The 19,413-nt window shown below is 46.6% G+C and carries 23 protein-coding genes and 1 pseudogene; 15 read left to right on the top strand and 9 right to left on the bottom strand.

All coding sequences use genetic code 11. The features are described 5' to 3' along the window. Nucleotides 1-9 precede the first annotated feature (9 nt). The 5 genes from cyoD to W04_RS01885 form a co-directional block, all read right to left on the bottom strand. Nucleotides 10-366, bottom strand: a complete 357-nt coding sequence (cyoD, locus tag W04_RS01905; RefSeq protein WP_053909577.1) for a cytochrome o ubiquinol oxidase subunit IV — start codon at nt 364-366, stop codon at nt 10-12. Further along, nucleotides 363-992, bottom strand: coding sequence for a cytochrome o ubiquinol oxidase subunit III (gene cyoC, locus W04_RS01900; RefSeq protein ID WP_053909576.1), 630 nt, complete (start codon nt 990-992; stop codon nt 363-365). Before cyoC ends, cyoD begins: the two co-directional genes overlap by 4 nt. Next, nucleotides 989-2,977 carry a cytochrome o ubiquinol oxidase subunit I gene (cyoB, locus tag W04_RS01895; protein WP_053909575.1) on the bottom strand — a complete coding sequence of 663 codons (1,989 nt, stop codon included), beginning with the start codon at nt 2,975-2,977 and terminating at the stop codon, nt 989-991. The genes cyoC and cyoB overlap by 4 nt, the downstream gene beginning before the upstream one ends. A gap of 2 nt (nt 2,978-2,979) precedes the next feature. After that, nucleotides 2,980-3,885 carry a ubiquinol oxidase subunit II gene (cyoA, locus tag W04_RS01890; RefSeq protein ID WP_053909574.1) on the bottom strand — a complete coding sequence of 302 codons (906 nt, stop codon included), beginning with the start codon at nt 3,883-3,885 and terminating at the stop codon, nt 2,980-2,982. 349 nt (nt 3,886-4,234) lie between these two features. After that, nucleotides 4,235-4,633 carry a hypothetical protein gene (locus W04_RS01885; protein WP_373432692.1) on the bottom strand — a complete coding sequence of 133 codons (399 nt, stop codon included), beginning with the start codon at nt 4,631-4,633 and terminating at the stop codon, nt 4,235-4,237. A gap of 420 nt (nt 4,634-5,053) precedes the next feature. On the opposite strand from W04_RS01885, the gene W04_RS01880 reads away from it, so the two are divergent. The 7 genes from W04_RS01880 (at nt 5,054) to W04_RS01850 (ending at nt 9,224) form a co-directional block, all read left to right on the top strand. After that, the gene (locus tag W04_RS01880; RefSeq protein WP_053909572.1) at nt 5,054-6,496 is read left to right on the top strand and encodes a hypothetical protein; all 1,443 of its coding nucleotides are present in this window, start codon (nt 5,054-5,056) and stop codon (nt 6,494-6,496) included. Nucleotides 6,497-6,500: 4 nt separating this feature from the next. After that, nucleotides 6,501-6,977: a hypothetical protein gene (locus tag W04_RS01875; RefSeq protein WP_157576226.1), complete on the top strand. Its 477-nt coding sequence runs from the start codon at nt 6,501-6,503 to the stop codon at nt 6,975-6,977. 40 nt (nt 6,978-7,017) lie between these two features. Next, the gene (locus tag W04_RS01870; protein WP_053909570.1) at nt 7,018-7,398 is read left to right on the top strand and encodes a hypothetical protein; all 381 of its coding nucleotides are present in this window, start codon (nt 7,018-7,020) and stop codon (nt 7,396-7,398) included. A 149-nt stretch (nt 7,399-7,547) separates the two neighbouring features. Further along, a complete protein-coding gene (locus W04_RS01865; RefSeq protein WP_157576223.1) occupies nt 7,548-7,859 on the top strand; it encodes a hypothetical protein in 312 nt (103 codons plus the stop codon). Between the two features lie 69 nt (nt 7,860-7,928). After that, nucleotides 7,929-8,435: a hypothetical protein gene (locus tag W04_RS01860; RefSeq protein ID WP_053909568.1), complete on the top strand. Its 507-nt coding sequence runs from the start codon at nt 7,929-7,931 to the stop codon at nt 8,433-8,435. After that, nucleotides 8,380-8,772, top strand: a complete 393-nt coding sequence (locus W04_RS01855; RefSeq protein ID WP_157576220.1) for a hypothetical protein — start codon at nt 8,380-8,382, stop codon at nt 8,770-8,772. Before W04_RS01860 ends, W04_RS01855 begins: the two co-directional genes overlap by 56 nt. Before the next feature lie 59 nt (nt 8,773-8,831). Then, complete coding sequence (locus W04_RS01850; RefSeq protein ID WP_053909566.1) at nt 8,832-9,224, top strand: hypothetical protein; 393 nt, start codon at nt 8,832-8,834, stop codon at nt 9,222-9,224. Between the two features lie 146 nt (nt 9,225-9,370). On the opposite strand, the gene W04_RS01845 is transcribed toward W04_RS01850, so the two are convergent. Continuing rightward, a complete protein-coding gene (locus W04_RS01845) occupies nt 9,371-10,861 on the bottom strand; it encodes an OmpA family protein (protein ID WP_053909565.1) in 1,491 nt (496 codons plus the stop codon). Nucleotides 10,862-10,927: 66 nt separating this feature from the next. Between W04_RS01845 and W04_RS18670 the strand changes: the two are divergent. The 4 genes and pseudogenes from W04_RS18670 to W04_RS01830 form a co-directional block, all read left to right on the top strand. Then, nucleotides 10,928-11,068 (top strand): annotated as a pseudogene (locus W04_RS18670) (helix-turn-helix domain-containing protein); the annotation flags it as partial. A gap of 187 nt (nt 11,069-11,255) precedes the next feature. Next, nucleotides 11,256-11,996, top strand: a complete 741-nt coding sequence (locus W04_RS01840) for a ferredoxin--NADP reductase (RefSeq protein WP_053909564.1) — start codon at nt 11,256-11,258, stop codon at nt 11,994-11,996. A gap of 14 nt (nt 11,997-12,010) precedes the next feature. Further along, entirely contained in the window at nt 12,011-12,526 is a 516-nt protein-coding gene (locus tag W04_RS01835; protein WP_053909563.1) for a nuclear transport factor 2 family protein, read from the top strand. Between the two features lie 34 nt (nt 12,527-12,560). Further along, complete coding sequence (locus W04_RS01830; RefSeq protein ID WP_045980153.1) at nt 12,561-12,884, top strand: hypothetical protein; 324 nt, start codon at nt 12,561-12,563, stop codon at nt 12,882-12,884. 33 nt (nt 12,885-12,917) lie between these two features. Here the strand turns inward: W04_RS01830 and W04_RS01825 are convergent, their stop codons facing one another. Continuing rightward, entirely contained in the window at nt 12,918-13,838 is a 921-nt protein-coding gene (locus W04_RS01825) for a tetratricopeptide repeat protein (protein ID WP_022944667.1), read from the bottom strand. Nucleotides 13,839-14,151: 313 nt separating this feature from the next. Between W04_RS01825 and W04_RS01820 the strand changes: the two genes are divergently transcribed. Next, a complete protein-coding gene (locus tag W04_RS01820) occupies nt 14,152-14,781 on the top strand; it encodes an ABC transporter substrate-binding protein (protein ID WP_197275929.1) in 630 nt (209 codons plus the stop codon). A gap of 52 nt (nt 14,782-14,833) precedes the next feature. Here W04_RS01820 and W04_RS01815 read toward each other — a convergent pair whose 3' ends face one another. Continuing rightward, on the bottom strand, nt 14,834-15,223 hold the full coding sequence (locus tag W04_RS01815; protein WP_022944665.1) for a biopolymer transporter ExbD: 390 nt from the start codon (nt 15,221-15,223) through the stop codon (nt 14,834-14,836). Nucleotides 15,224-15,488: 265 nt separating this feature from the next. Here W04_RS01815 and W04_RS01810 point away from each other — a divergent pair, with 265 nt between their 5' ends. From W04_RS01810 to W04_RS01800, 3 genes are all read left to right on the top strand, one after another. Further along, nucleotides 15,489-16,166, top strand: a complete 678-nt coding sequence (locus W04_RS01810; RefSeq protein ID WP_022944664.1) for a tellurite resistance TerB family protein — start codon at nt 15,489-15,491, stop codon at nt 16,164-16,166. 260 nt (nt 16,167-16,426) lie between these two features. Continuing rightward, nucleotides 16,427-17,131, top strand: a complete 705-nt coding sequence (locus tag W04_RS01805) for a spondin domain-containing protein (protein ID WP_053909561.1) — start codon at nt 16,427-16,429, stop codon at nt 17,129-17,131. A gap of 9 nt (nt 17,132-17,140) precedes the next feature. Next, nucleotides 17,141-17,857, top strand: a complete 717-nt coding sequence (locus W04_RS01800) for a spondin domain-containing protein (protein ID WP_053909560.1) — start codon at nt 17,141-17,143, stop codon at nt 17,855-17,857. A 113-nt stretch (nt 17,858-17,970) separates the two neighbouring features. Here W04_RS01800 and W04_RS01795 read toward each other — a convergent pair whose 3' ends face one another. Further along, the gene (locus tag W04_RS01795) at nt 17,971-19,227 is read right to left on the bottom strand and encodes a diguanylate cyclase (protein WP_053909702.1); all 1,257 of its coding nucleotides are present in this window, start codon (nt 19,225-19,227) and stop codon (nt 17,971-17,973) included. Nucleotides 19,228-19,413 lie beyond the last annotated feature (186 nt).

Genomic DNA, 19,413 nt, shown 5'->3' with positions numbered 1-19,413 from the left:
ACCTCAACGTTAGTACATCATCATGGCGTTGGACTCATAAATGATCCACACCGATAAGCCAACCACCATAACGATGATAAGGGCACTAAAAATAAAGGAGATACTATTCGCTTTGCCTTCTTCACTAACAAAGTTAAGGTGCAAAAAGTATTTTAAATGCACGCAAATTTGCACTATGGCTGCCACCACCACAGTGGCCAAGGTACTGGTTGTGGACAACACTCCACTGCTCACCGCCCAAAACGGTGCACCGGTGAGCACTACCGAGAGTACAAAACCAATGACATAATCCTTAGCGTGATTAACTAGGCCTTGCTCTGCGACTGCCTCGAGCTTATCCATCGCGTGAGTTTCACTATGACTCATGACATCACCCCCATTAGATACACCACGGTAAATACACAAATCCAGACAATATCCAAAAAGTGCCAAAATAAGCTTAAACAGCTTAATCGCGTCACCGTTTGCCCCTTAAGCCCACGGCGCAGCACCTCAATCATCATCACGCTCATCCAAATCAACCCCGCACTCACGTGCAAGCCATGCAGCCCCACCAAAGAGAAAAACGAAGTTAAAAACGCACTTTGTTGTGGGCCATTGCCAGCGGCAATTAAGTGATGAAACTCATACACTTCCATAGCGATGAACACCGCCCCTAGGGCAAAAGTAACCGCCAACCAGCTCAATGTAGCCGCCTGTTTTTGCGCCTTAGCGGTTATCATGGCAAAACCAAAGGTAATACTACTGAGCAACAAGGCCGCCGTTTCTAGGGCAACAAAGTCAAGCTCAAAGATATCTTTGCCGGAAACCCCGCCGGCGGTGTTCATGTACAGCACCGCGTAGGTGGCAAAAAATGACGCGAATAACAAACAATCGGTCATCAGGTATAACCAAAAACCAAACACGGTATTGCTTGATGTATCGTGGTGCGCACAATCGGGGTGATGCGCCTCACCTAAGGTGTGAATAGCGGTTGATGTAGTGGCACTCATGAGCGACCCTCCGCAGTTGCATGGTGGATATGGGCTGACTCGATGGCTTCAATTTCAGCCACCGGCACATAGTAATCAACGTCATTGCTGTAACAACGCTTAATAAACACGGTTATAGCGGCGCCAAGGCCAGCAATGGCAAGCCACCAAATATGCCAAATCATGGCGAAGCAAAATGCCGTAAGCGCGGCGCTCATAAGCACGCCAGCTGAGGTGTTTTTCGGCATGTGGATGGGCGCATAGTGTTGCCCTTGCTGATAAGCCTGCCCCTGCTCTTTGATATCGGTCCAAGCGTCAATATCACGTACCACCGGGGTGTTCGCGAAGTTGTAGTACTGGGGCGGTGATGCCGTAGACCACTCTAAGGTATGGCCATTCCAAGGATCGCCGGTGGTATCTTGCAATTGCGCACGGTTTTTATAACTCACCACCAGTTGGATCACCTGAAATAGGATGCCAAACATAATGATCACAGCACCGGCAAAGGCAATGTACAGCCAGATGTTCCAATCTGGGTTGTTGGTGTGGTTTAGGCGTCGCGTCATACCTAAAAAGCCCAGTACATACAGCGGCATGAAGGCAACAAAGAAGCCCACCAGCCAACACCAGAATGACGCCTTACCCCAACGCTCATCCAATTTATAGCCCATGGCTTTGGGGAACCAATAAGCAAAGCCGGCAAGGTAGCCAAACACTGCGCCACCAATAATGGTGTTGTGAAAGTGCGCAATCAGAAACAAGCTGTTATGAAGCACGTAGTCTGCGCCGGGAATGGCCAACAACACGCCGGTCATACCGCCCACGGTAAAGGTGATCATAAAGCCAATGGTCCACAGCACCGGCACGGTGATGCGCAGACGCCCTCGGTACATGGTAAATAGCCAGTTAAACAGCTTCACCCCAGTAGGCACCGCAATGACCATGGTCATCACCCCGAAGAAGGCGTTTACATTGGCACTGGAGCCCATAGTGAAAAAGTGATGCAGCCAGACGATAAAGCCTAAAATAGAAATTGCACCACTGGCATAAACCATGGACTTGTAGCCGAACAAACGCTTGCCAGTGAAAGTCGAGATCACTTCAGAAAAAATGCCAAACGCTGGCAAAATCAGAATATAAACCTCTGGGTGGCCCCATGCCCAAAATAAGTTGATATACATCATGGCATTACCACCTGCTTCATTGGTGAAGAAGTGGAAATCCATGTATCTATCTAGAGTAAGCATGGCCAGCACCGCTGTTAAAATGGGGAACGATGCGGCGATAAGAATATTCGCCCAGGTACATGCCCAAGTAAAAATAGGCATCTTCATCAAACTCATGCCTGGCGCGCGCATTTTAAATACCGTCACCAGGAAGTTTACCGCCGTCAGCAAAGTACCCAAGCCTGATATCTGCAACGCCCAAATATAATAATCGACTCCCACACCGGGGCTAAAGGACAACTCTGACAGCGGCGGATAGGCGACCCACCCAGTCTTCGCAAATTCGCCAAGCCCTAGAGATAAATTAATCAGTATTGCGCCGCCCGCCGTAAGCCAAAAGCTCAGGTTGTTTAAAAATGGGAAGGCCACATCGCGGGCACCGATTTGCAGTGGCACCACAATGTTCATCAACCCAATCATAAACGGCATCGCCATAAAGATAATCATGATCACGCCGTGTGCGGTAAAGATTTGGTCGTAGTGCTCAGGGGGCAAGTACCCGGCCGCCCCGCCGGTAGCCATGGCCAGCTGAGTGCGCATCATAATAGCGTCAGCAAAACCACGGAATAACATGATCAGGGCAAGGGTTATGTACATCATGCCCAATCGTTTATGGTCAATGGAGGTGATCCAATCTCGCCACAGCACGCCCCATTTTTGATATTTTGTCATCGCCGCTGCAAGCAGCAGCCCCAGTACAGCCACAACCGCCAAAGTCACCATAATAATGGGCTCGTGGTATGGAATGGCCTCAATTGATAGTTTTCCAAATAGATTCATTTTCACTCCTCGACGCGATGTTGGTTATGCGCCGCATGCTCGGGCTTGGCGTAGTAATTCATTTCACCGTGACCTTGCATGTACTTCATCACAATGCTGTGAAACAGCCCCTGCTCCACCTCGTTGTAATAGCTCACCGGGTGGTATTCACTGGGTTGGGTTAACGCCTCGTAGCTGTGTTGGTCTAACTTAGTCCCTTTGGCTTTGACATTGGCAACCCAGGTATCAAAGTCGGCCTGTGTGGGGGTGGCAATGGCATTAAACTTCATACCGCTAAACCCGGCGCCACTGTAGTTAGCTGAAAAGCCTTTGAATGTACCAGGCTCATTGGCAATCAGGTGTAGCTGGGTTTCCATGCCCGCCATGGAGTAAATTTGGCTTCCCAGCTGGGGAATAAAAAAGGAGTTCATGGTACTTTGCGAGGTGATTTTATATTCCACCGGCACATTGGCTGGAAACACCAGCTCATTGACCGTGGCAATACCCTGCTCAGGGTAGATAAATAGCCACTTCCAATTTAGCGACACCACCTGCACGGTTAAATGTTCCCCTTTCCCAGCCAGCGGCTTGTATGGGTCAAGTGCTTGTGTAGAGCGCCAAGTGATCACCCCAAGCACAATGATGATAACGATGGGAATGGTCCACACCGCCGCTTCTATTTTGCTCGAGTGCGCCCATTTCGGGGCATAAATCTCATGGTCGCGACCATCGCGATATTTCCAGGCAAAATACAAAGTCATGATGATCACCGGGATCACCACAACCAACATCAGAACAGTGGCAATAATAATGAGATTTTTCTCATCAATGCCAATTTGCCCCTTGGGGTCCAGCACTCCGCCACTACAGCCACTGAGCGCCAACACCATAAGAGCGAAAGCGAATGAAAAGAGTTTTCGAGTTAACAAAACACTACCCTACAACCTAAAGGTTAAACCTCGCCACAAAGTGGCCTGAGCTACTTCAAGCGCATAAATACAGCGCTTAAAGGGCGAAATTCGCGGTTAAGGGAGCATTTTCAAGATGCAAAAATGCTGCTTTGCCAAAGGTTCTCTGCAGCCGCAACATGGGCGACTGAGTCAGCGTATAGCTTGACCTTCACTAATGTAGAGTGTGCAGAGATAAATTAGCATTGCTGCCCGAGGCACCGCGAATAACACTGCGGTGGGTTGACTGTGGTCAGTGACAAAAATTAAGCAGACGCACTGAGAGCGCTACCGAGGACACGCATTTCCTAGGGGATAGCAACTAAAACAATCAACCGGCAACTGATGGAGGAGCGCGGCACCCATGCGCGCCTTGAGGATTCTGGCAACGGGTGGGAGCGACAAAGGCAAACGCCGCTTTACGCAGCGAAATGGCTGCGCGCTTAGGCGCAAAAAAATGAAACAATAACCAACATAAACCAACTAACAACTGGGCGCTAAGCACCGGCTGGGCAAAAAACTGCATCGCCGCCACCAACCAAGGCTCTTGGCTTAAACCTTCGCCCATTAGCGCTTCAAGCTCGATGGCATCTCCAAGGGAGCCACTGAGCAACAACGCCGTATTAAGCGCAAAGAGCACACAAGCAAGCACAACACCACGACCAAAGCACGCGCCCAACACCAGCGGTTGCGTTAGCAAGGTTGAATTGTTCGTGTTAGCTGAAAGCACTATGTACATCCACTTCGGGTTTAATTACGAAATATTGGTTAGGAACTTTCACTACTTACTGAAAGTTCGCGCCGAGTATAACAAAGGCATGCTAGGTTGCAACTAACAAATCACCTAAGCCCACGCATTAAAGTAAGGCGCTAGTTCTCTAGCCACGAGATAGACGCGATTGTTATTTTTTAAAATAAAAGTGATCACTCTATTTATAAAGTTCCGTAAAAGCGTGCGAAGGGTTTGCAATTGCAACCACCTTTTGTTCCTCTCTAACTGGATTCAAACAGGGGGTGTGCATAGGAATTGGCCCCCCTTCACCATAGCGTAGAATAAGCGCCCTGACTGGGCGCTTTCTTTTTATTGTGCTTTTTTTTAGGCATCATATCGGGTAATATTGTCGCCAGTTAAAAACAATTTATGTGTGCTATGGAAAGCTCTAGTCTTGTCAAGGATTACAACCCAGTAACACCTGCGGCATTCGCTCGCGGTTACATTGTGTATTGCAGTTTTGGTCATCCTCATTTGGTGTGTCGCCCTGAACATATCCCCGATGATCCTATGCTTCCCCATCCCATCTATGCATTTCGGTCCGGGCGTGTATTCGCCGAGCAGTTTTTGCATGATCTCGACCCATGGCGCAATAGTCAGTTTATTATTAGCACCTTGTTCGACTATTTACATATCACCAGCTTCGGCTCAGGCTATAAGCCTGTCACTTCACAGCTTAACGAGGTGGCCGAAGCTTTGGTGGATGAACGCTTAGTGATGTTCGAGTTGTGGGATATTGCCGAGCACCCTAACGTGGTTAAACAACAGCTGCAAAAATCAGATAAAACACGCAGTAGCGATGCCGCTGGCTCAAGCGCACCGAAGCGCAGCAGCGGCGCCGATTTGGCAAGCCCAGAGAAAAAGGCACCCGCACCCAGTTCCACAAGCTCAGCCCCAGTGGTCACCGGCGCAGGCAAAAAAGCGGATACCAGCAAAGCGAGCGAACCGCAAGCAAGTGAAGCAAGCGCTAAAAAAGCGCCAGCACCAAAAAAAGCACCACCGCAAAGCATGGAAGAGTGTGTGCAGCGCTTGGCGGATGCGCGTAAACGTCTAGAAGAGACCGGCGAATATCAACCTAAATATTCACAGAGTGAACTTACGGAATTAGCCGAAAAAGGTGAACTAAACGACCGTTTCTTTGTGAGGCTAATCTTCGGTGATGTAAGTAAAGCGGAAAACACCAGTCTTGGCTTCCCCAGACCAGATTCAAAAAGAGCTCCATATTGGGCAACTACTTTCGATCAAATGGAAAATGCGGATACAGACCCAATGCTACTGGCCGCCTTATTCGGTATTGATCATAAGGAGATATCCCCAGATCAAGAGTTTACTTTAGCCATCATCGACTCACACTCAATGCCGCCAAAAGCCGAACGGGAAACCTTTATTCCTACGTTCGAGAAAATGAAAGACTTTAGCAAACGCGAGCTAAAAGGCGACTTGAAAGAGCGGAAAATTCCCCAAGGGGTAATCGATGAAGTGCTAAGTGAAGAAGGTGCCATTGAGTTTGAAAAGACTATTGAAACATATAAAGAAAAAGGAGGTAACATATTTGACGAGCAGGATTTTAAAGAATTTTTAGAGATAGAAAACAATAATAATCAAAATCAAAGTTTGGCTAGGTTCAGAATTATGAACCAATTTGGCGCCAATCAACTGTTTAGTGGTAACGGCTTAACGAAAATCGATAAGTCCTCAGATTGGGGTAGCAAAACTAAAGGTAACTACGGCGTGGTTGAATCTTTCACGTTTGAAAGAGACCCTCTTGAAATCAACCAACTTGAAAATGCAGTTAAGCTTATTAAAGCTCCAAGAGTGTAACGGTATGAAATTATTAAATCCCTTTGACTTGCCTTCTGACATGTGTGTTGTATTCAAAAAAGGCTCGCCTGATTCAAAAAAACATTTTCTTATTATATCGAGCGAATCTATAGATGTGCTCATTAATCTATCTCCCCCGAAATATGGCAAACCGGATATCCCTGACTTTTATGTTAACCAAGTTGAATTCCCAAAACTTACTCTTCCTTTAATTGCGAAAACAATAGAAGAGAAATTCTGGAGCAGCTCTTCAGAGGGAGGTCTACCTTCCGGAGTAAACCGAACGGATATCTTTGTAAATGGCGAAAAGGTAACTATTTATAGAGAAATGAACGTTGGCGCACCACTTAGAAAGGGTTTTAGGATCACTAACTTTAGCCGACCCAGCCGCAAATTTAAGGAAAACTTTCAAGACTTCTGGTTGACCGATGATGAGCTTTTAAACGAAGGTGTTCTGCGAGCTTTTAAAGAATGCGCTTAAGCATCACAATGAGTAGGGCTTTAGATATTTGAATATACCAATGGAACGACTTCAATACATTGCTGATCTCTTCCTGTGTTGCAAGAAAGTACAGCAAAACCCATGGACAGCGTTTGCGTTTGTCTTTGAATTTAGCGAAGGTCATGTAGCTAACTCTGGTTTCCTTTATAACGGTGAGGCAGTGCGTCCCGCTTCAGCAAGCATTGAAGAGGAGCCTCTATTACTACGAAATACTTTGCGTGAATTCCGTGAGGAAGTTTATGAGCAATGCGACTGGCGTTTTATAAAGTTATTGTTCCAAATGGAAAGCGAAACCGGGCGCTTTAAAATCGACTTTGAGTTTGAAGATAAAAGCCGCTGGGAAATCCACCCAGGTAATATGATGGAGATGCGAGAAGAGCTGCGCCCTCATTTCGATTGATGCCTATTCTGATTTGCCTACTATAGGTCTTCGATTGCGAAAAGTATCAGCCAATCAGTCTGGTACTTTTCGTACAGCAAAACCGTTGGCATTGTTAATCATCTCTTAGGAATTTTTAAAAAAGGCCTTGTTATTTAATGCCTTGTGAAATGACAGGATCAGATATCAAAGCTCAAGGCACTGGCACAATGAATTTCATAAGACTTGAGAGCGCGACTCAAAATGCGTTGAGGTTACTCAAGCTGGAAACGGATGACTCAATTGCCAGCGTTAAGCCCGAGATAATGGCGCAACTGGCGTTTATTTTGGCCTGCGCTCAATATGAGAAGAACCCTAGAGACGAGCTTCCTGAAGGAAAGGCTTTTACTTTTGGAGTCCTAACTTCCAGATATTTTACCGCACCAATCCATAACGAACTCTTAGCAAATATCGATATTATCTTCGAAGAACTCTTAACGTGAGCCATGCTTTGACCTATCTAACTCTGAGCTCAATTTAGCAAGCCCCGAGAGCGCTGATACGGGAACAATATGAATATACCAACAGAACGACTCCAATATATTGCCGACCTCTTCCTGCGTTGTGAGGACGTAGCAGAAAACCTATGGACAGCGTTTACGTTTGTTTTCGAATTCAATGATGGCCATATAGCTAACTCCGGCTTTTTATATAATGGCGACAAGGTTGAACCCGCAACAGCTAGAATAGCAGAGGATATGTTAATGCTTAGCAATACTCTTCGTGAATTCCGTGAGGAAGTTTATGAGCAATGCGACTGGCGTTTTATAAAGCTGCTGTTTCAAATGGATGGTGAAACAGGGCGCTTTAAAATCGACTTTGAGTTTGAAGATAAAAGCCGCTGGGAAATCCACCCTGGCAATATGATGGAATGCGTGAACAGCTGCGCCCTCATTTCGATTAATCGCTATTTTGGCGTTGGTTGTCGATTTTATGCATCAAACGCCTACAGAAGGACACAGTATGAATATACCAACAGAACGACTCCAATACATTGCAGATCTCTTCCTACGTTGTGAGGACGTAGCAGAGAACCTATGGACAGCGTTTACGTTTGTTTTCGAATTCAATGATGGCCATATGGCCAACTCCGGTTTCATATATAACGCAGAGGCAGTACGCCCTGCCTCTGCGGAAATAGAAGACGATCCTTTGCTGTTAGACGACACATTGCTCGAATTCCGTGAGGAAGTTTATGAGCAATGCGATTGGCGTTTTATCAAAATGCTGTTTCAAATGGAAAGCGAAACCGGGCGCTTTAAAATCGATTTTGAATTTGAAGATAAAAGCCGCTGGGAAATTCACCCTGGCAATATGATGGAAATGCGTGAGCAGTTGCGCCCTCATTTCGATTAATCGCTATTTTGGCGTTGGTTGTCGATTTTATGCATCAAACGCCTACAAGAGGACACCGTATGAATATACCAATGGAACGTCTCCAATACATTGCAGATCTATTTCTACGCTGCAAGAAGGTACAGCAAAACCCATGGACAGCGTTTTCGTTTGTTTTTGAATTTAACGAAGGACACATCGCTAACTCTGGTTTCCTATACGATAACGATAAAGTAGAGCTCGCTACAGCCAGGATTGAAGACGACTTGCTGTTGCTCGAGGATACCTTACTCGAATTCCGTGAAGAAGTTTACGAGCAATGCGATTGGCGTTTTATAAAACTGCTGTTTCAAATGGATGGTGAGACAGGGCGCTTTAAAATCGATTTTGAGTTCGAAGATAAAAACCGCTGGGAAATCCACCCTGGCAATATGATGGAAATGCGTGAGCAGCTGCGTCCTCATTTCGATTAATTTACGCTTTGCCAATATTATTGAGTCTTTGGTTCTGGCTCAGCGCTTTTTGTATAACTGACCAGTGCTTTTGTAAAACAAGGCCACAGAACAACTTATATTCAACCATAGCGCCCTGCAACCTGAGGCAGGGCTTAACTGCTTGGTTATAGGAACATGGGTGCTTTAAGTACCAACTCAACGCGACGGTTACGCTGCATATTATCGTCATTGTCGTTTGCAGCCAACGGAGCGACTGGCCCGACACCCACCGCTTGCAATCGCTGTTGGGTTATTTGGTAATCACGAACTAGGGTGTTCACCACTTCTTGAGCGCGTCGACTAGCTAAGTCTTGGTTGTAGTCAAATGCACCTTTGTTATCGGTGTGACCAACCACATACAAAGAAACATCAGCCCTTTGTGTTAAGAACTTTGCAATTTCATCCAATTGCGCTTTTGAGCTAGGTTTAATGGTGTGTTTATTAAAATCAAACTCAATACCATACAAAGAAACACTGCCTGTGTTTTGTATTTCTTTTAAAAGATTATCACTGTCGATATTTAAAGCTACGTGGCTAACTCCTTTTTCTTCAATAATATCAAACACCAACTCAACACTTTCCTTGGCCCTACGTTGTAGGCTGTACATCGATGTGTATAGCTTGCCATGAGGTGTGTCTTTCTCAGCTGTAAACAAGTAAAAGTTGCTTTTTTCAGTCATGTTATAAATATCAGAATCATGACGCTTAGCAAAAATGGTATCGCGGTAATTATCACGCAAGATATAGTTGCCACAACTACGTGCTTGGCACTCATAAATAATAGTGAACCCAGCTTGGGTCAGTGCATTCATGTAGTTTTTATGGACTGCATAAGGTCCAACCGTTTTATCAATACGGTAGTTTAGCGTGGTCACTTTACCGCCGACGGTGCGCACCGGAATTGATTTTTTATACTGACCGACAATTAACGGGTAGGGTTCATAATCACTCACGCCGCTGCTTTTGATATAACTGCCAGGGAAGCGCTCGATTAATGGGTGATCAGCACTGCCTTTTGCATCTTTTTCCTTGGCTTTTAGCTGACTAAAATCCAACGCATCAATCTCAAAGTCTTGTTGCACGCTAAGACCCGCATCAGGCATAGGCAACGATGCAATTTGCTCATAGCCTAAGGAAAGCCCTCCGCTGCGTTCTTGTTTAGCAAACAGCATAACTGCACGTGGCTGCTCATTCACTGTTTTCATCGCTGACAGATAGCCAAATCGGTTTTCCTGCACATTGTAATAACCTAAGCGATACAACACTGTATCGCGAAAGGTATCATCAATTAGCCGAGCGTAAGTGCGTTTATCACACTCCTGAACGCAATAAACCTGTGTGCTAAAACCCTTGGCCTCCAGCTTGGCTTTAACATCAGCAAGTAGATGTGAAAAGCCGAGCTTGGCGCTAGGCTCAATCTCCTGCATGTAAGCGCGATACTCCCCCGCTAACTCTATACGTTGATCACCTTTGCCTAGCACTAATACAGGCATATAGCTGTAATGGGCGTCAGCCTTGGTGCGGCCGCCTTTGTATTTGTCGACGAATAGATTACTTTGCGCAAGGCTAGAAGTGGTAAGTAACAATAAAGCGAAGGTAAAGAGCAAGCGAACCATTATTTTCATCCTTAAATATAATTAGTCTTATTAATACTTATTACTGTATTTAAATCAACTAGTTTCAGTAGCGAAAGCAAAAAGGCGGTGATCTCCGATCAATGTGGATTCAACAACATTTCTAATTTTAACCGACGCTTTCAAACAATAAAGAACTGCACCCCGAGCCAGTTTCGCGCGCGGCTTCAGCAGCGCGCACTGATCTAAACATCGGAATCTCCTCCCAGGCGCTATTAAAGCTTTACCCAGCAACCACGCCAGAGCAGCCGCACAGCGCTATACTGATACTGTTAGCGCTTTCTAGCAACTGTACCAAAAATTAAAACTCATTGACTTTATAGCTCACAGTTGCCACAGTTAACTTATTGAGTAAAAAGACATTACTGGAGGCGAAATGGCTAATTGGCTGAGCGCAAAAGTGACCCGAGTGAAGTGGTGGAATGATAAGTTATTCTCGCTGGTGGTCCACGCCGACATCGCCCCTTTTACTGCGGGGCAGTACACTAAGCTTGCGTTAGAGGTAGACGGTGAGCGTGTGGCCCGAGCCTATTCATTTGTAAACCCTCCTAGCAGTGATGACCTCGAGTTTTACTTAATTAAGGTTGACGATGGTGCCCTATCTGAGGCGCTGGCCAACTTACAACCCGGTGATGAGGTACGCATCGCCGAGCAGAGTACGGGCTTTTTCACGCTTGATGAAGTACCCAGCAGCGAGCAAGTGTACATGCTTAGTACCGGCACCGCGATTGGCCCGTTTTTATCAATACTGCAACAGCCACATGTATGGCAAAAATTTACTCACGTGGTGTTGGTACACTGCGTAAGAGAGCAGCAAGATTTAAGCTATCAAGCACTGGTTAAACAGCTGCAACAGCAGTATCCACAACTACACTATGTGCCCGTGGTCACCCGCGAAAATGTCGATGGCATGTTGAGTGAGCGTATTCCCGGGTTAATAAAAAGTGGCAAACTTTTTGATCATGTTCAGCTCAGTGCCAGCCCAGATGTGGCACAGTTTATGATCTGCGGTAACCCTGAGATGGTAAAAGACACCAGTGCCTGCCTTCAAGAACTAGGCTATACACGCAACCGACGGCGCACGCCAGGGCAGATCACCGTAGAGCAGTATTGGTAAAAAAGGACCAACAAATGAAATACCTAATTGTGTCATTGCTATGCCTAAACTTTATTGGCAATGCCTACGGCGAACAAACGCCGCTTGAGAAAGAGCCAGCGCAGCAACAAGCGCTTGAGCAAGCCATCAAAAAAGCCGAAAAGAAAGCGGTTAAAAAGCTCAGTAAAGAACAACAACAAGCGGTTGCAGTCGTGGATGCCTTGGTGGATGCCTATAACAACAAAGACATCGACACCTTCATTAGCTACTTCGCTGAGGATGTGGCATTTTATATGTTCCCCAACGAGTTGATGTTCACTGGCAAAGAGCAACTCATAGCCCGCTATGGCCTAATGTTTAAAAAATTACAGTGTGTAAATACCGCCCCTATCAAGCGTATTGTTCATGGTAGCTTTGTTATTGACCAAGAGCTTTCAGAGTCGTGCAGTACAGACCCTGAAGTTATTGATAAACGCTCTGAGGTGGTCACCAGTTATCAAGTGAAAGACGCCAAAGTACAAAAAGTGTTGTTTTTTAAAACTACCAGCTAAACTGCTAGGTGTGCGCAAGTAACTGAGGAAAGCCATGGCAGCAAACACCCCACCACAGATACAGTTATTATACCGTGTTGAACCGGGATGTTTGGGGCCGGATGGCAAAGATCACATAGAGGGGTTTTGTGCCTACGCACAACAGCATATCAGCGCTCCCGAATTTGCCACTTACCGTTTTGTGCCGCGTTACGATAAAAGCAAAGATGAAGTCAGCTACACGCTGCGTAACAAGCGTTTATCACTGCAACAGGCCGAGCAATTTCTCGCTCACTTTGGCAGCCAACGTAGTGATTTTGAAGAACATCTAGACGAACAACTCGCCGAAGCCATCGACCAATTTTTACGTCCCAGCTAGGGGCGTAGCACCAGCTACCCCCTCCAAATTCCTTTAGCCATTAACGATTTCATTAAAGCTATCGTTGTCATGTAAGCTGGCAAACGCGCTCTCGTGCAACAGCTCATTGCGCAGGTTAGGCGAGTAGTCTAAGGCCATACGAATATCCGCCAAGGCATCGCTGTGCTCGTGTGTTAGTGCGTATGCACAAGCCCGCTGCCAATAGGCATAGCCATAATCTGAGTCAATTTCTAGCGCCTGATTACACAAACTAATTGCCTCTTGGGTATCACCAAGCTCGAGTAAGGCATCCGCCTTATAGGCGATAGCTTCAACATCTTCAGGCTTACGATTGAGGATCTCGTCGTAAATCTCAACCTTGGTAGCAAAGTCACTCTCTAAATTAGCACGCATCCACAATGAATGAATTTCGTTGGTGATGGTGATCTTCTTCTGGTTGTTGAGGATTTCCTCTGAGCGACCTCGAAGCTGCTCTTCTAAATCTTTTAGGCGCGCTTCATATTCGTCGGTAATGGCACTGACGCGGGAGTTAACAATGTCTTCAACCTTATTTTTTACATCGCGTAGTGAGTTCCACCCAACTAACACCAAAATTGACGCCGTCGCGGTAAGAATAAAGAACACATTGTTAATGGTGTCTGTGGTGTAGACAATAGCGCGATCAGCGGTTTCTAGCTGCGCGTGAGCAATCTTTTCGGTGTATTCGGCACGCAAAGCCTGTTGGTCTTGGCGCACCGCCTTGAGCTCATCGAGGATGTAACGCTCAATCAACGGGCGATACATGGGCTCATTTAAATCCTTAACCACCTGCTGTGTTTGTTGCTCTTGGTTTGGTGTTAGCCCTTTCGCCTGTTGCGCCGGCAGCGCCGACTCGGGGGTATTGGCATAACTGCTGGCCATAGTGCCAAAAACAAAAAGTAAGCCGCTGAATATAAAGCAAACTAACTTAGACATGCCTATTTCCTTTTTTATAATTCTCTCAGCCCCTATGATGCCAGTTTGCTGTGTTTCAGGCAAAAAAAAGCCAGCTACAAAAGTAACTGGCCAACCTGCTTAACAACAATAAAGGTTCAAAGGAACATTAACAGGAGTGAGATTATAACTTAGCAAGATGTCCCTGAACCCATACTTAATTGATTTTGCTAAAACTTAGTTTATCTCCTAGGCTTATTTGGGACGAAGGATTGAGTAGATTGATGTGAAGTATTGGCTGTTATTATTACCCCTTGTGAGCTGTTTGAGCATAGCCCAGAATAAGGTTTTTTTGGTGACCGAGCAGTTGCCGCCGTTAAGCTATGTTGATAAGCAGGGCCAGGTGCGAGGAGATGCCACCGAGCGCGTACAGCAACTTATGCATCATGCCGGCCTTGATTACAGCATTGAAGTGTTGCCATGGAAGCGAGCCTACAAACAAGCAGAATCCTCTGCCAATACCCTTATTTTTACCATATTAAAAACCCCCACACGCAGTGAGCGTTTTGATTGGTTATGCCCTCTGGTTCCTCCTTTGGAGGTTTATCTGTATAAACTCAAAAACCGTCATGACCTGGCCCCAAGCTCTCTGGCTGACGCAAAAACGAGCTTAGTGGGCGTGAGTCGTGGCTCGGTTGCACATTCTTTATTACTCAATCAAGGGTTTATCGAAGGCAAAAACCTGATGGTGACGACCAATATTGATGTATTAACGCAAAACCTCCGTAATGGCCGGTTAGATTATGTGTTATTAATTAATACCTCAGTGCATGATACAGACAATATTACCGCAGCTCTGCCGGAGAATTTTAGCCGCGATCTCCCTGCATGCTTAGCAATTAATAAGCAATCTGACCCACAGATCAAGCAGCGATTAATGGCTTCGTTCACTACGTTGAGCGCAACAAACTTTCACCAACCTTGAGAAAAGCGCCAGTGTCATATTGGCTAATGACACCGGCGTTGAATACAGGCCGTTAATCAACTAACGCAATGGGCCACTGCCCCATTTCGCGTACAGCATTCATGACCGTCACAACTTGCTGATGACGGCTTTGCTCATGCGCGCGAATGGCAACCGAAGAGAATGGCTCTGTAGCAGATATGCGGGCGATGTTGCTGGCAATTTGTGAGGTCTCGATATTCCTCCCCGCCATCACCACATGGTTACTGTGAGTGACTTGAATCATCAAGGTTTTATTTTCTGCTGATACCGCTGAATTAGACTCGGGACGGGTAACACTCAAACTGTGCTCGCGAACGAATGAGGTTGTCACCACAAAGAAAATAAGCAGGATGAAAACCACATCAAGCATTGGGGTCATATCAGCTTGCGCTTCGGTGTTGGTCGGTCTTTTTCTATTCATAACATGTTCCTTTTTATTAGACTCCTTATTCACCCTAGACCACGAATGAAAATGCTTTGTTACATTAAAAGCGTATAAACATTTTATTTTTATCATCTTTTTGTGCTTTTAGTGACGCAAAAATTAAAACAGTGCGGTGTATACCTCTGGCTTCCTTTGTCTCACGTACTTTTGTATTGTTTTGTAACAAGCTGGTTGTTTTTATTTACGTAGCCATGACTTATGCTCACAGTAGCCAAGTAAATATGGATATAAGGAAAGGGCAATGAAAGACTTACAAAAACTCGTAGGGAGTTTAAATAAATCAGGCGCACTAAGCGGCTTTCTAGGCGGTGTCGCTGGCGGTGGTCTAAGTGGCTTAGCCACCGGCAAAAGTGGCAAAAAGACTTCTAAGAAAGTGATGAAGTATGGTGCCCTTGCCGCCATTGGTGGCCTTGCTTGGAAGGCATATCAGCAGTATGCACAAAAAAGTTCAGCTGCTGAACCAAGTACAGCACATCAACGCTCAGGCAACTTTAATTATCACTCGACTCCTATGCAACAACAAAGCTTTGAACACGTTGTGGAAGATGACAACGAAGGCGGTCAACTGCTGCTGATGCGCGCGATGATTGCAGCCGCCTACGCCGATGGTCATATAGACGAGCAAGAGCGACAACGCATTTTTGCGCAAGTAGAAAACATGGACTTGCAAACCCATGAAAAAGCCATGTTATTTGATGAGCTGCGCCAGCCCATGAGCTTGTCGGAGCTGGTTAATGCTGTACCAAATGCGCAAACAGGTATCGAAGTCTATGCCGCCAGTGCCAGCGCCATAGACCTGAGTCAGCCCATCTCTGGGCAATATCTTGATGCGTTAGCGAATAAGCTCTGTATCCCACAGGAATTAGTCAACAATGTGCATCAACAACTGACTCAGCAAGCGCGCCTAGCCAGTGAGTAACCGTTGAATGCACGCTAGAGTGACCCACGCGGCGTCACTCTCTGTTTATTTATCAAGTCACACTCCCCCTGGTTTTTCACGGCATTTGAGCCGACAAATAAAAAAGATTGATGTTATTTGAAAGTTAACTGAGAACCACAAGGTCTGTCTTAGCTGAGTGATGAAACGGCCGATTCGCATTCACGAACTTCCCATAACTAGGTTGCCTTTGCCAGTGCAAAACGCGCTGTGATCGGCATATGAATAACAGAGGATTCGAGATGAAATCGTTGCCAAAAATGACCCTGAGCGCTCTTGCACTCACACTTTGCCACACTGCGGGCGCTGCTGAACTTGATGTGCGAGTGCAAAACCTAACCCAAGGTATGTATTTCACGCCCCTGCTGGTGGCTGCCCACGATAGCAACAGTGAATTGTTTCGCGTTGCCACTGCCGCCTCCAGTGAATTACAAGCCATGGCCGAAGGCGGTGCCATCGACGGTCTTGTTAACCAAGTAGAAGTCGCTGGCGGTGATGTGCTTGCCAACCCCGCGCAAGGTTTGCTTGCGCCCGGACACAGTGGCGAAGGCACCCTCACCACCAGTGAAAGTAATACCTATTTATCGCTGGTGGCGATGATGCTACCCACCAACGATGGTTTTGTTGGCCTTAGCAATTGGCCTGTACCGAGCGAACCCGGAACTTACCATGTATACCTTAACGCCTATGATGCCGGCACTGAAGCCAACGATGAAATACGCGGCGGCGGTGCCCCAGGTGTGCCTGGTATGCCGGTTCCACCGCCTTTAGAGGAACTCATTGGCAATGGGGGCAGCGGCGTCACCAACGAATTGAGCAATACGCTGGTGCACATTCACCCCGGTAACCTTGGCGATGACAGTGCATCAGCGGGAAAAAGCGACATCAATAACAGCGTCCAGCGATGGTTGAACCCTGTCGCTAAGCTAACAATTACTGTGCAGTAGGGGGTGAGCATGCGTTTGCAAACACATTTCCCTCGAGCACTGGGTTTAAGTGCTCTAGTGGTGCTTGGTTTAAGTGCTTGCGGCTCTGATAACACAAAACCCACGGCAGCCGTGGACACGCCAGAGCCGGTGCAATATCGTTATCAGGTCACACTGACCAATTTAACGCAAGCACAACCATTGAGCCCTATCGCTGGCGTACTGCATCAGCAAGGTCAATTTTGGCGTATTGGTGAGCCGGCTTCAGGTGCTCTCGAAGCACTTGCTGAAGGGGGCGATAACTCGGCGCTGCTAGCAAAGACAGAGGTGATTGCACACTATGGTGGAGAAGCGCCTATCAGCCCTGGTCATACCGATGAATTTACCCTGTCAGTAGAGGATGTTGCTGATAGTAAGTTGACCTTAGCAACCATGTTGGTCAATACCAATGATGCGTTTACGGGTGTTAACGCCGTGGATTTAACGCCACTGGCTGCTGGGCAAAGCATATCGCTCTATGGCCATGGGTATGATGCTGGCACCGAGGGCAACTCTGAACTTGCGCAGTTTATCCCAGGTCCTGCCGGTATGGGTGAAGGATTCAACGCAATAAGAGACGACACTAACTTTGTGGCTTTGCACCCTGGCGTGGTGAGTGCCGATGATGGCTTAGCGCAATCGGCTTTAGGCGCTCAACATCGCTTTGACAACCCGGTGATCAAAGTGGTGATCACGCGCACCGAGTGAATCACATTCATATCTAGGCGTCACACCCACGAGACATAACCGCTGGGTGTGAACTCACAACTTTTTACGCCAAACTGCAACGGCACTGAATACCTGCTATGTGACCTTGGTACTTACGAGTCAGTGTTAAGCGGGGCATAGGCAACTGTATTTCTGCCAGAGTCTTTAGCATGATAAAGCTGCACGTCGGCGGCTTTTATCAACGCTTCAATATTATCGCTGATGCCGTAGGCAGCCCCGATAGAGACAGTAAATGCAATGCTCTGCGGGGTTAATGCCGCACCTTGAGTGTGCACAAAGCGGCGAAAAGCCTCCAGTTTTTGCAAACAGTGCTGTGGGTCTTCAGCGGCAAAATACACCGCAAATTCCTCACCGCCCATACGTGCGACTTGCTCATAATCAAAATGCTCACATAATGCCTTACTCAATGCCTTGAGCACCTCATCGCCACCATCATGGCCGTAGCGATCGTTCACCGCTTTAAAATGATCAACATCTAACATGGCAATCATACTTGGTTGCTGTTGCTGCGCAGCCGCCTTTAGAGATTTGTTCACTTGGCTAAAAAAATAACGCCGATTCGGCAGCTCGGTTAAGTAATCCGAGTTTGCTTGGCGACGGATGGTTCGAATTTGCTCGAGCATTTCTACGTTTTGTCTTACCCGACAGTAAAACTCTTCCGGGTTAAAAGGTTTACGCAGGTAATCGTTGGCGCCATTTTTTAAAAATCGCGCCGATAAATGCGAAGACTCCACCCCAGAAATACCGATAATGGCGATATCCTCTTCAGTGTAAATGCGACGAACCTCAATGCACAGCTCCTCACCTCGCATTTTCGGCATCTCATGGTCAGTTACGATTACAGAAATATCATTATACTGCTTCAGCTTGGCCAAAGCTTCTAAGCCGTCTCGCGCTTCCAGCACCTGATATTTATGGCGCTTAAGCAGGCCACTCACATAGTTTCGGGATGTCGCTGAGTCATCCACCACCAATATCTTTATTCTCTCATTGCGCGGCAAGCGCTCGAGCTGACGCTTTAGGTACTGATAGGCCTGCTTGTTTTCTTTGGTGATGTAATCAATGATGGGGTGGCGGTCTACAATTTCTCGAGTTTTGCTCTCTAAGCTGCCGGTCATCACTATGGTAGGAATTTTCGCCTTTGTACTACAAGGTATGGCCTCCCCCTGCGGCGCATCGGGCAATATAAAATCGACAATAGCGCAAAAGTAATTGTTTTTTGCAATCAGCGCCTCGGCTTTCGCTTTAGAGTCAGCAATATCAACCTCATAGCCCGCTTGCAAACAAATGTGCTTTTGCACCCGGGCGATAGTAGGGGTGTCTTCTACGATAAGGATTTTTCGTAGCACTATGCGGCGCTCCAACTGGTGCTCAATCGATAACTCAATTGTTAGCCCTACTGGCGCTAAAAGCAATCTTTGCATTTGAATCTTAAGCAAAAATATTGTTATTTAGAAAAAACCTACAGAGGGCTTAGAAAGATACCCGCCCTGCATGCTTAAGTTTGCCTAGAACCGCAAACCTAACTTCTATAA

Origin of the sequence: Pseudoalteromonas sp. SW0106-04 (assembly GCF_001293805.1) — a bacterium.
Taxonomy (GTDB): domain Bacteria; phylum Pseudomonadota; class Gammaproteobacteria; order Enterobacterales; family Alteromonadaceae; genus Pseudoalteromonas; species Pseudoalteromonas ruthenica.
Note: the sequence above shows the minus strand (reverse complement) of the source record. Positions and strands in the feature narration are given on the sequence as shown.

What these genes read in the sequence shown, in the direction of transcription:
- W04_RS01810 (WP_022944664.1), top strand. Translation starts at nt 15,489, where the DNA reads ATGAAAGACTTACAAAAACTCGTAGGGAGTTTAAATAAATCAGGCGCA.
- cyoC (WP_053909576.1), bottom strand. Translation starts at nt 992, where the DNA reads ATGAGTGCCACTACATCAACCGCTATTCACACCTTAGGTGAGGCGCAT.
- W04_RS01800 (WP_053909560.1), top strand. Translation starts at nt 17,141, where the DNA reads ATGCGTTTGCAAACACATTTCCCTCGAGCACTGGGTTTAAGTGCTCTA.
- W04_RS01875 (WP_157576226.1), top strand. Translation starts at nt 6,501, where the DNA reads ATGAAATTATTAAATCCCTTTGACTTGCCTTCTGACATGTGTGTTGTA.
- cyoB (WP_053909575.1), bottom strand. Translation starts at nt 2,977, where the DNA reads ATGAATCTATTTGGAAAACTATCAATTGAGGCCATTCCATACCACGAG.
- W04_RS01840 (WP_053909564.1), top strand. Translation starts at nt 11,256, where the DNA reads ATGGCTAATTGGCTGAGCGCAAAAGTGACCCGAGTGAAGTGGTGGAAT.
- W04_RS01825 (WP_022944667.1), bottom strand. Translation starts at nt 13,838, where the DNA reads ATGTCTAAGTTAGTTTGCTTTATATTCAGCGGCTTACTTTTTGTTTTT.
- W04_RS01815 (WP_022944665.1), bottom strand. Translation starts at nt 15,223, where the DNA reads ATGAATAGAAAAAGACCGACCAACACCGAAGCGCAAGCTGATATGACC.
- cyoD (WP_053909577.1), bottom strand. Translation starts at nt 366, where the DNA reads ATGAGTCATAGTGAAACTCACGCGATGGATAAGCTCGAGGCAGTCGCA.
- W04_RS01870 (WP_053909570.1), top strand. Translation starts at nt 7,018, where the DNA reads ATGGAACGACTTCAATACATTGCTGATCTCTTCCTGTGTTGCAAGAAA.
- W04_RS01880 (WP_053909572.1), top strand. Translation starts at nt 5,054, where the DNA reads ATGGAAAGCTCTAGTCTTGTCAAGGATTACAACCCAGTAACACCTGCG.
- W04_RS01860 (WP_053909568.1), top strand. Translation starts at nt 7,929, where the DNA reads ATGAATATACCAACAGAACGACTCCAATATATTGCCGACCTCTTCCTG.
- W04_RS01855 (WP_157576220.1), top strand. Translation starts at nt 8,380, where the DNA reads ATGAATATACCAACAGAACGACTCCAATACATTGCAGATCTCTTCCTA.
- W04_RS01845 (WP_053909565.1), bottom strand. Translation starts at nt 10,861, where the DNA reads ATGGTTCGCTTGCTCTTTACCTTCGCTTTATTGTTACTTACCACTTCT.
- W04_RS01865 (WP_157576223.1), top strand. Translation starts at nt 7,548, where the DNA reads ATGACAGGATCAGATATCAAAGCTCAAGGCACTGGCACAATGAATTTC.
- W04_RS01805 (WP_053909561.1), top strand. Translation starts at nt 16,427, where the DNA reads ATGAAATCGTTGCCAAAAATGACCCTGAGCGCTCTTGCACTCACACTT.
- W04_RS01830 (WP_045980153.1), top strand. Translation starts at nt 12,561, where the DNA reads ATGGCAGCAAACACCCCACCACAGATACAGTTATTATACCGTGTTGAA.
- W04_RS01850 (WP_053909566.1), top strand. Translation starts at nt 8,832, where the DNA reads ATGAATATACCAATGGAACGTCTCCAATACATTGCAGATCTATTTCTA.
- W04_RS01835 (WP_053909563.1), top strand. Translation starts at nt 12,011, where the DNA reads ATGAAATACCTAATTGTGTCATTGCTATGCCTAAACTTTATTGGCAAT.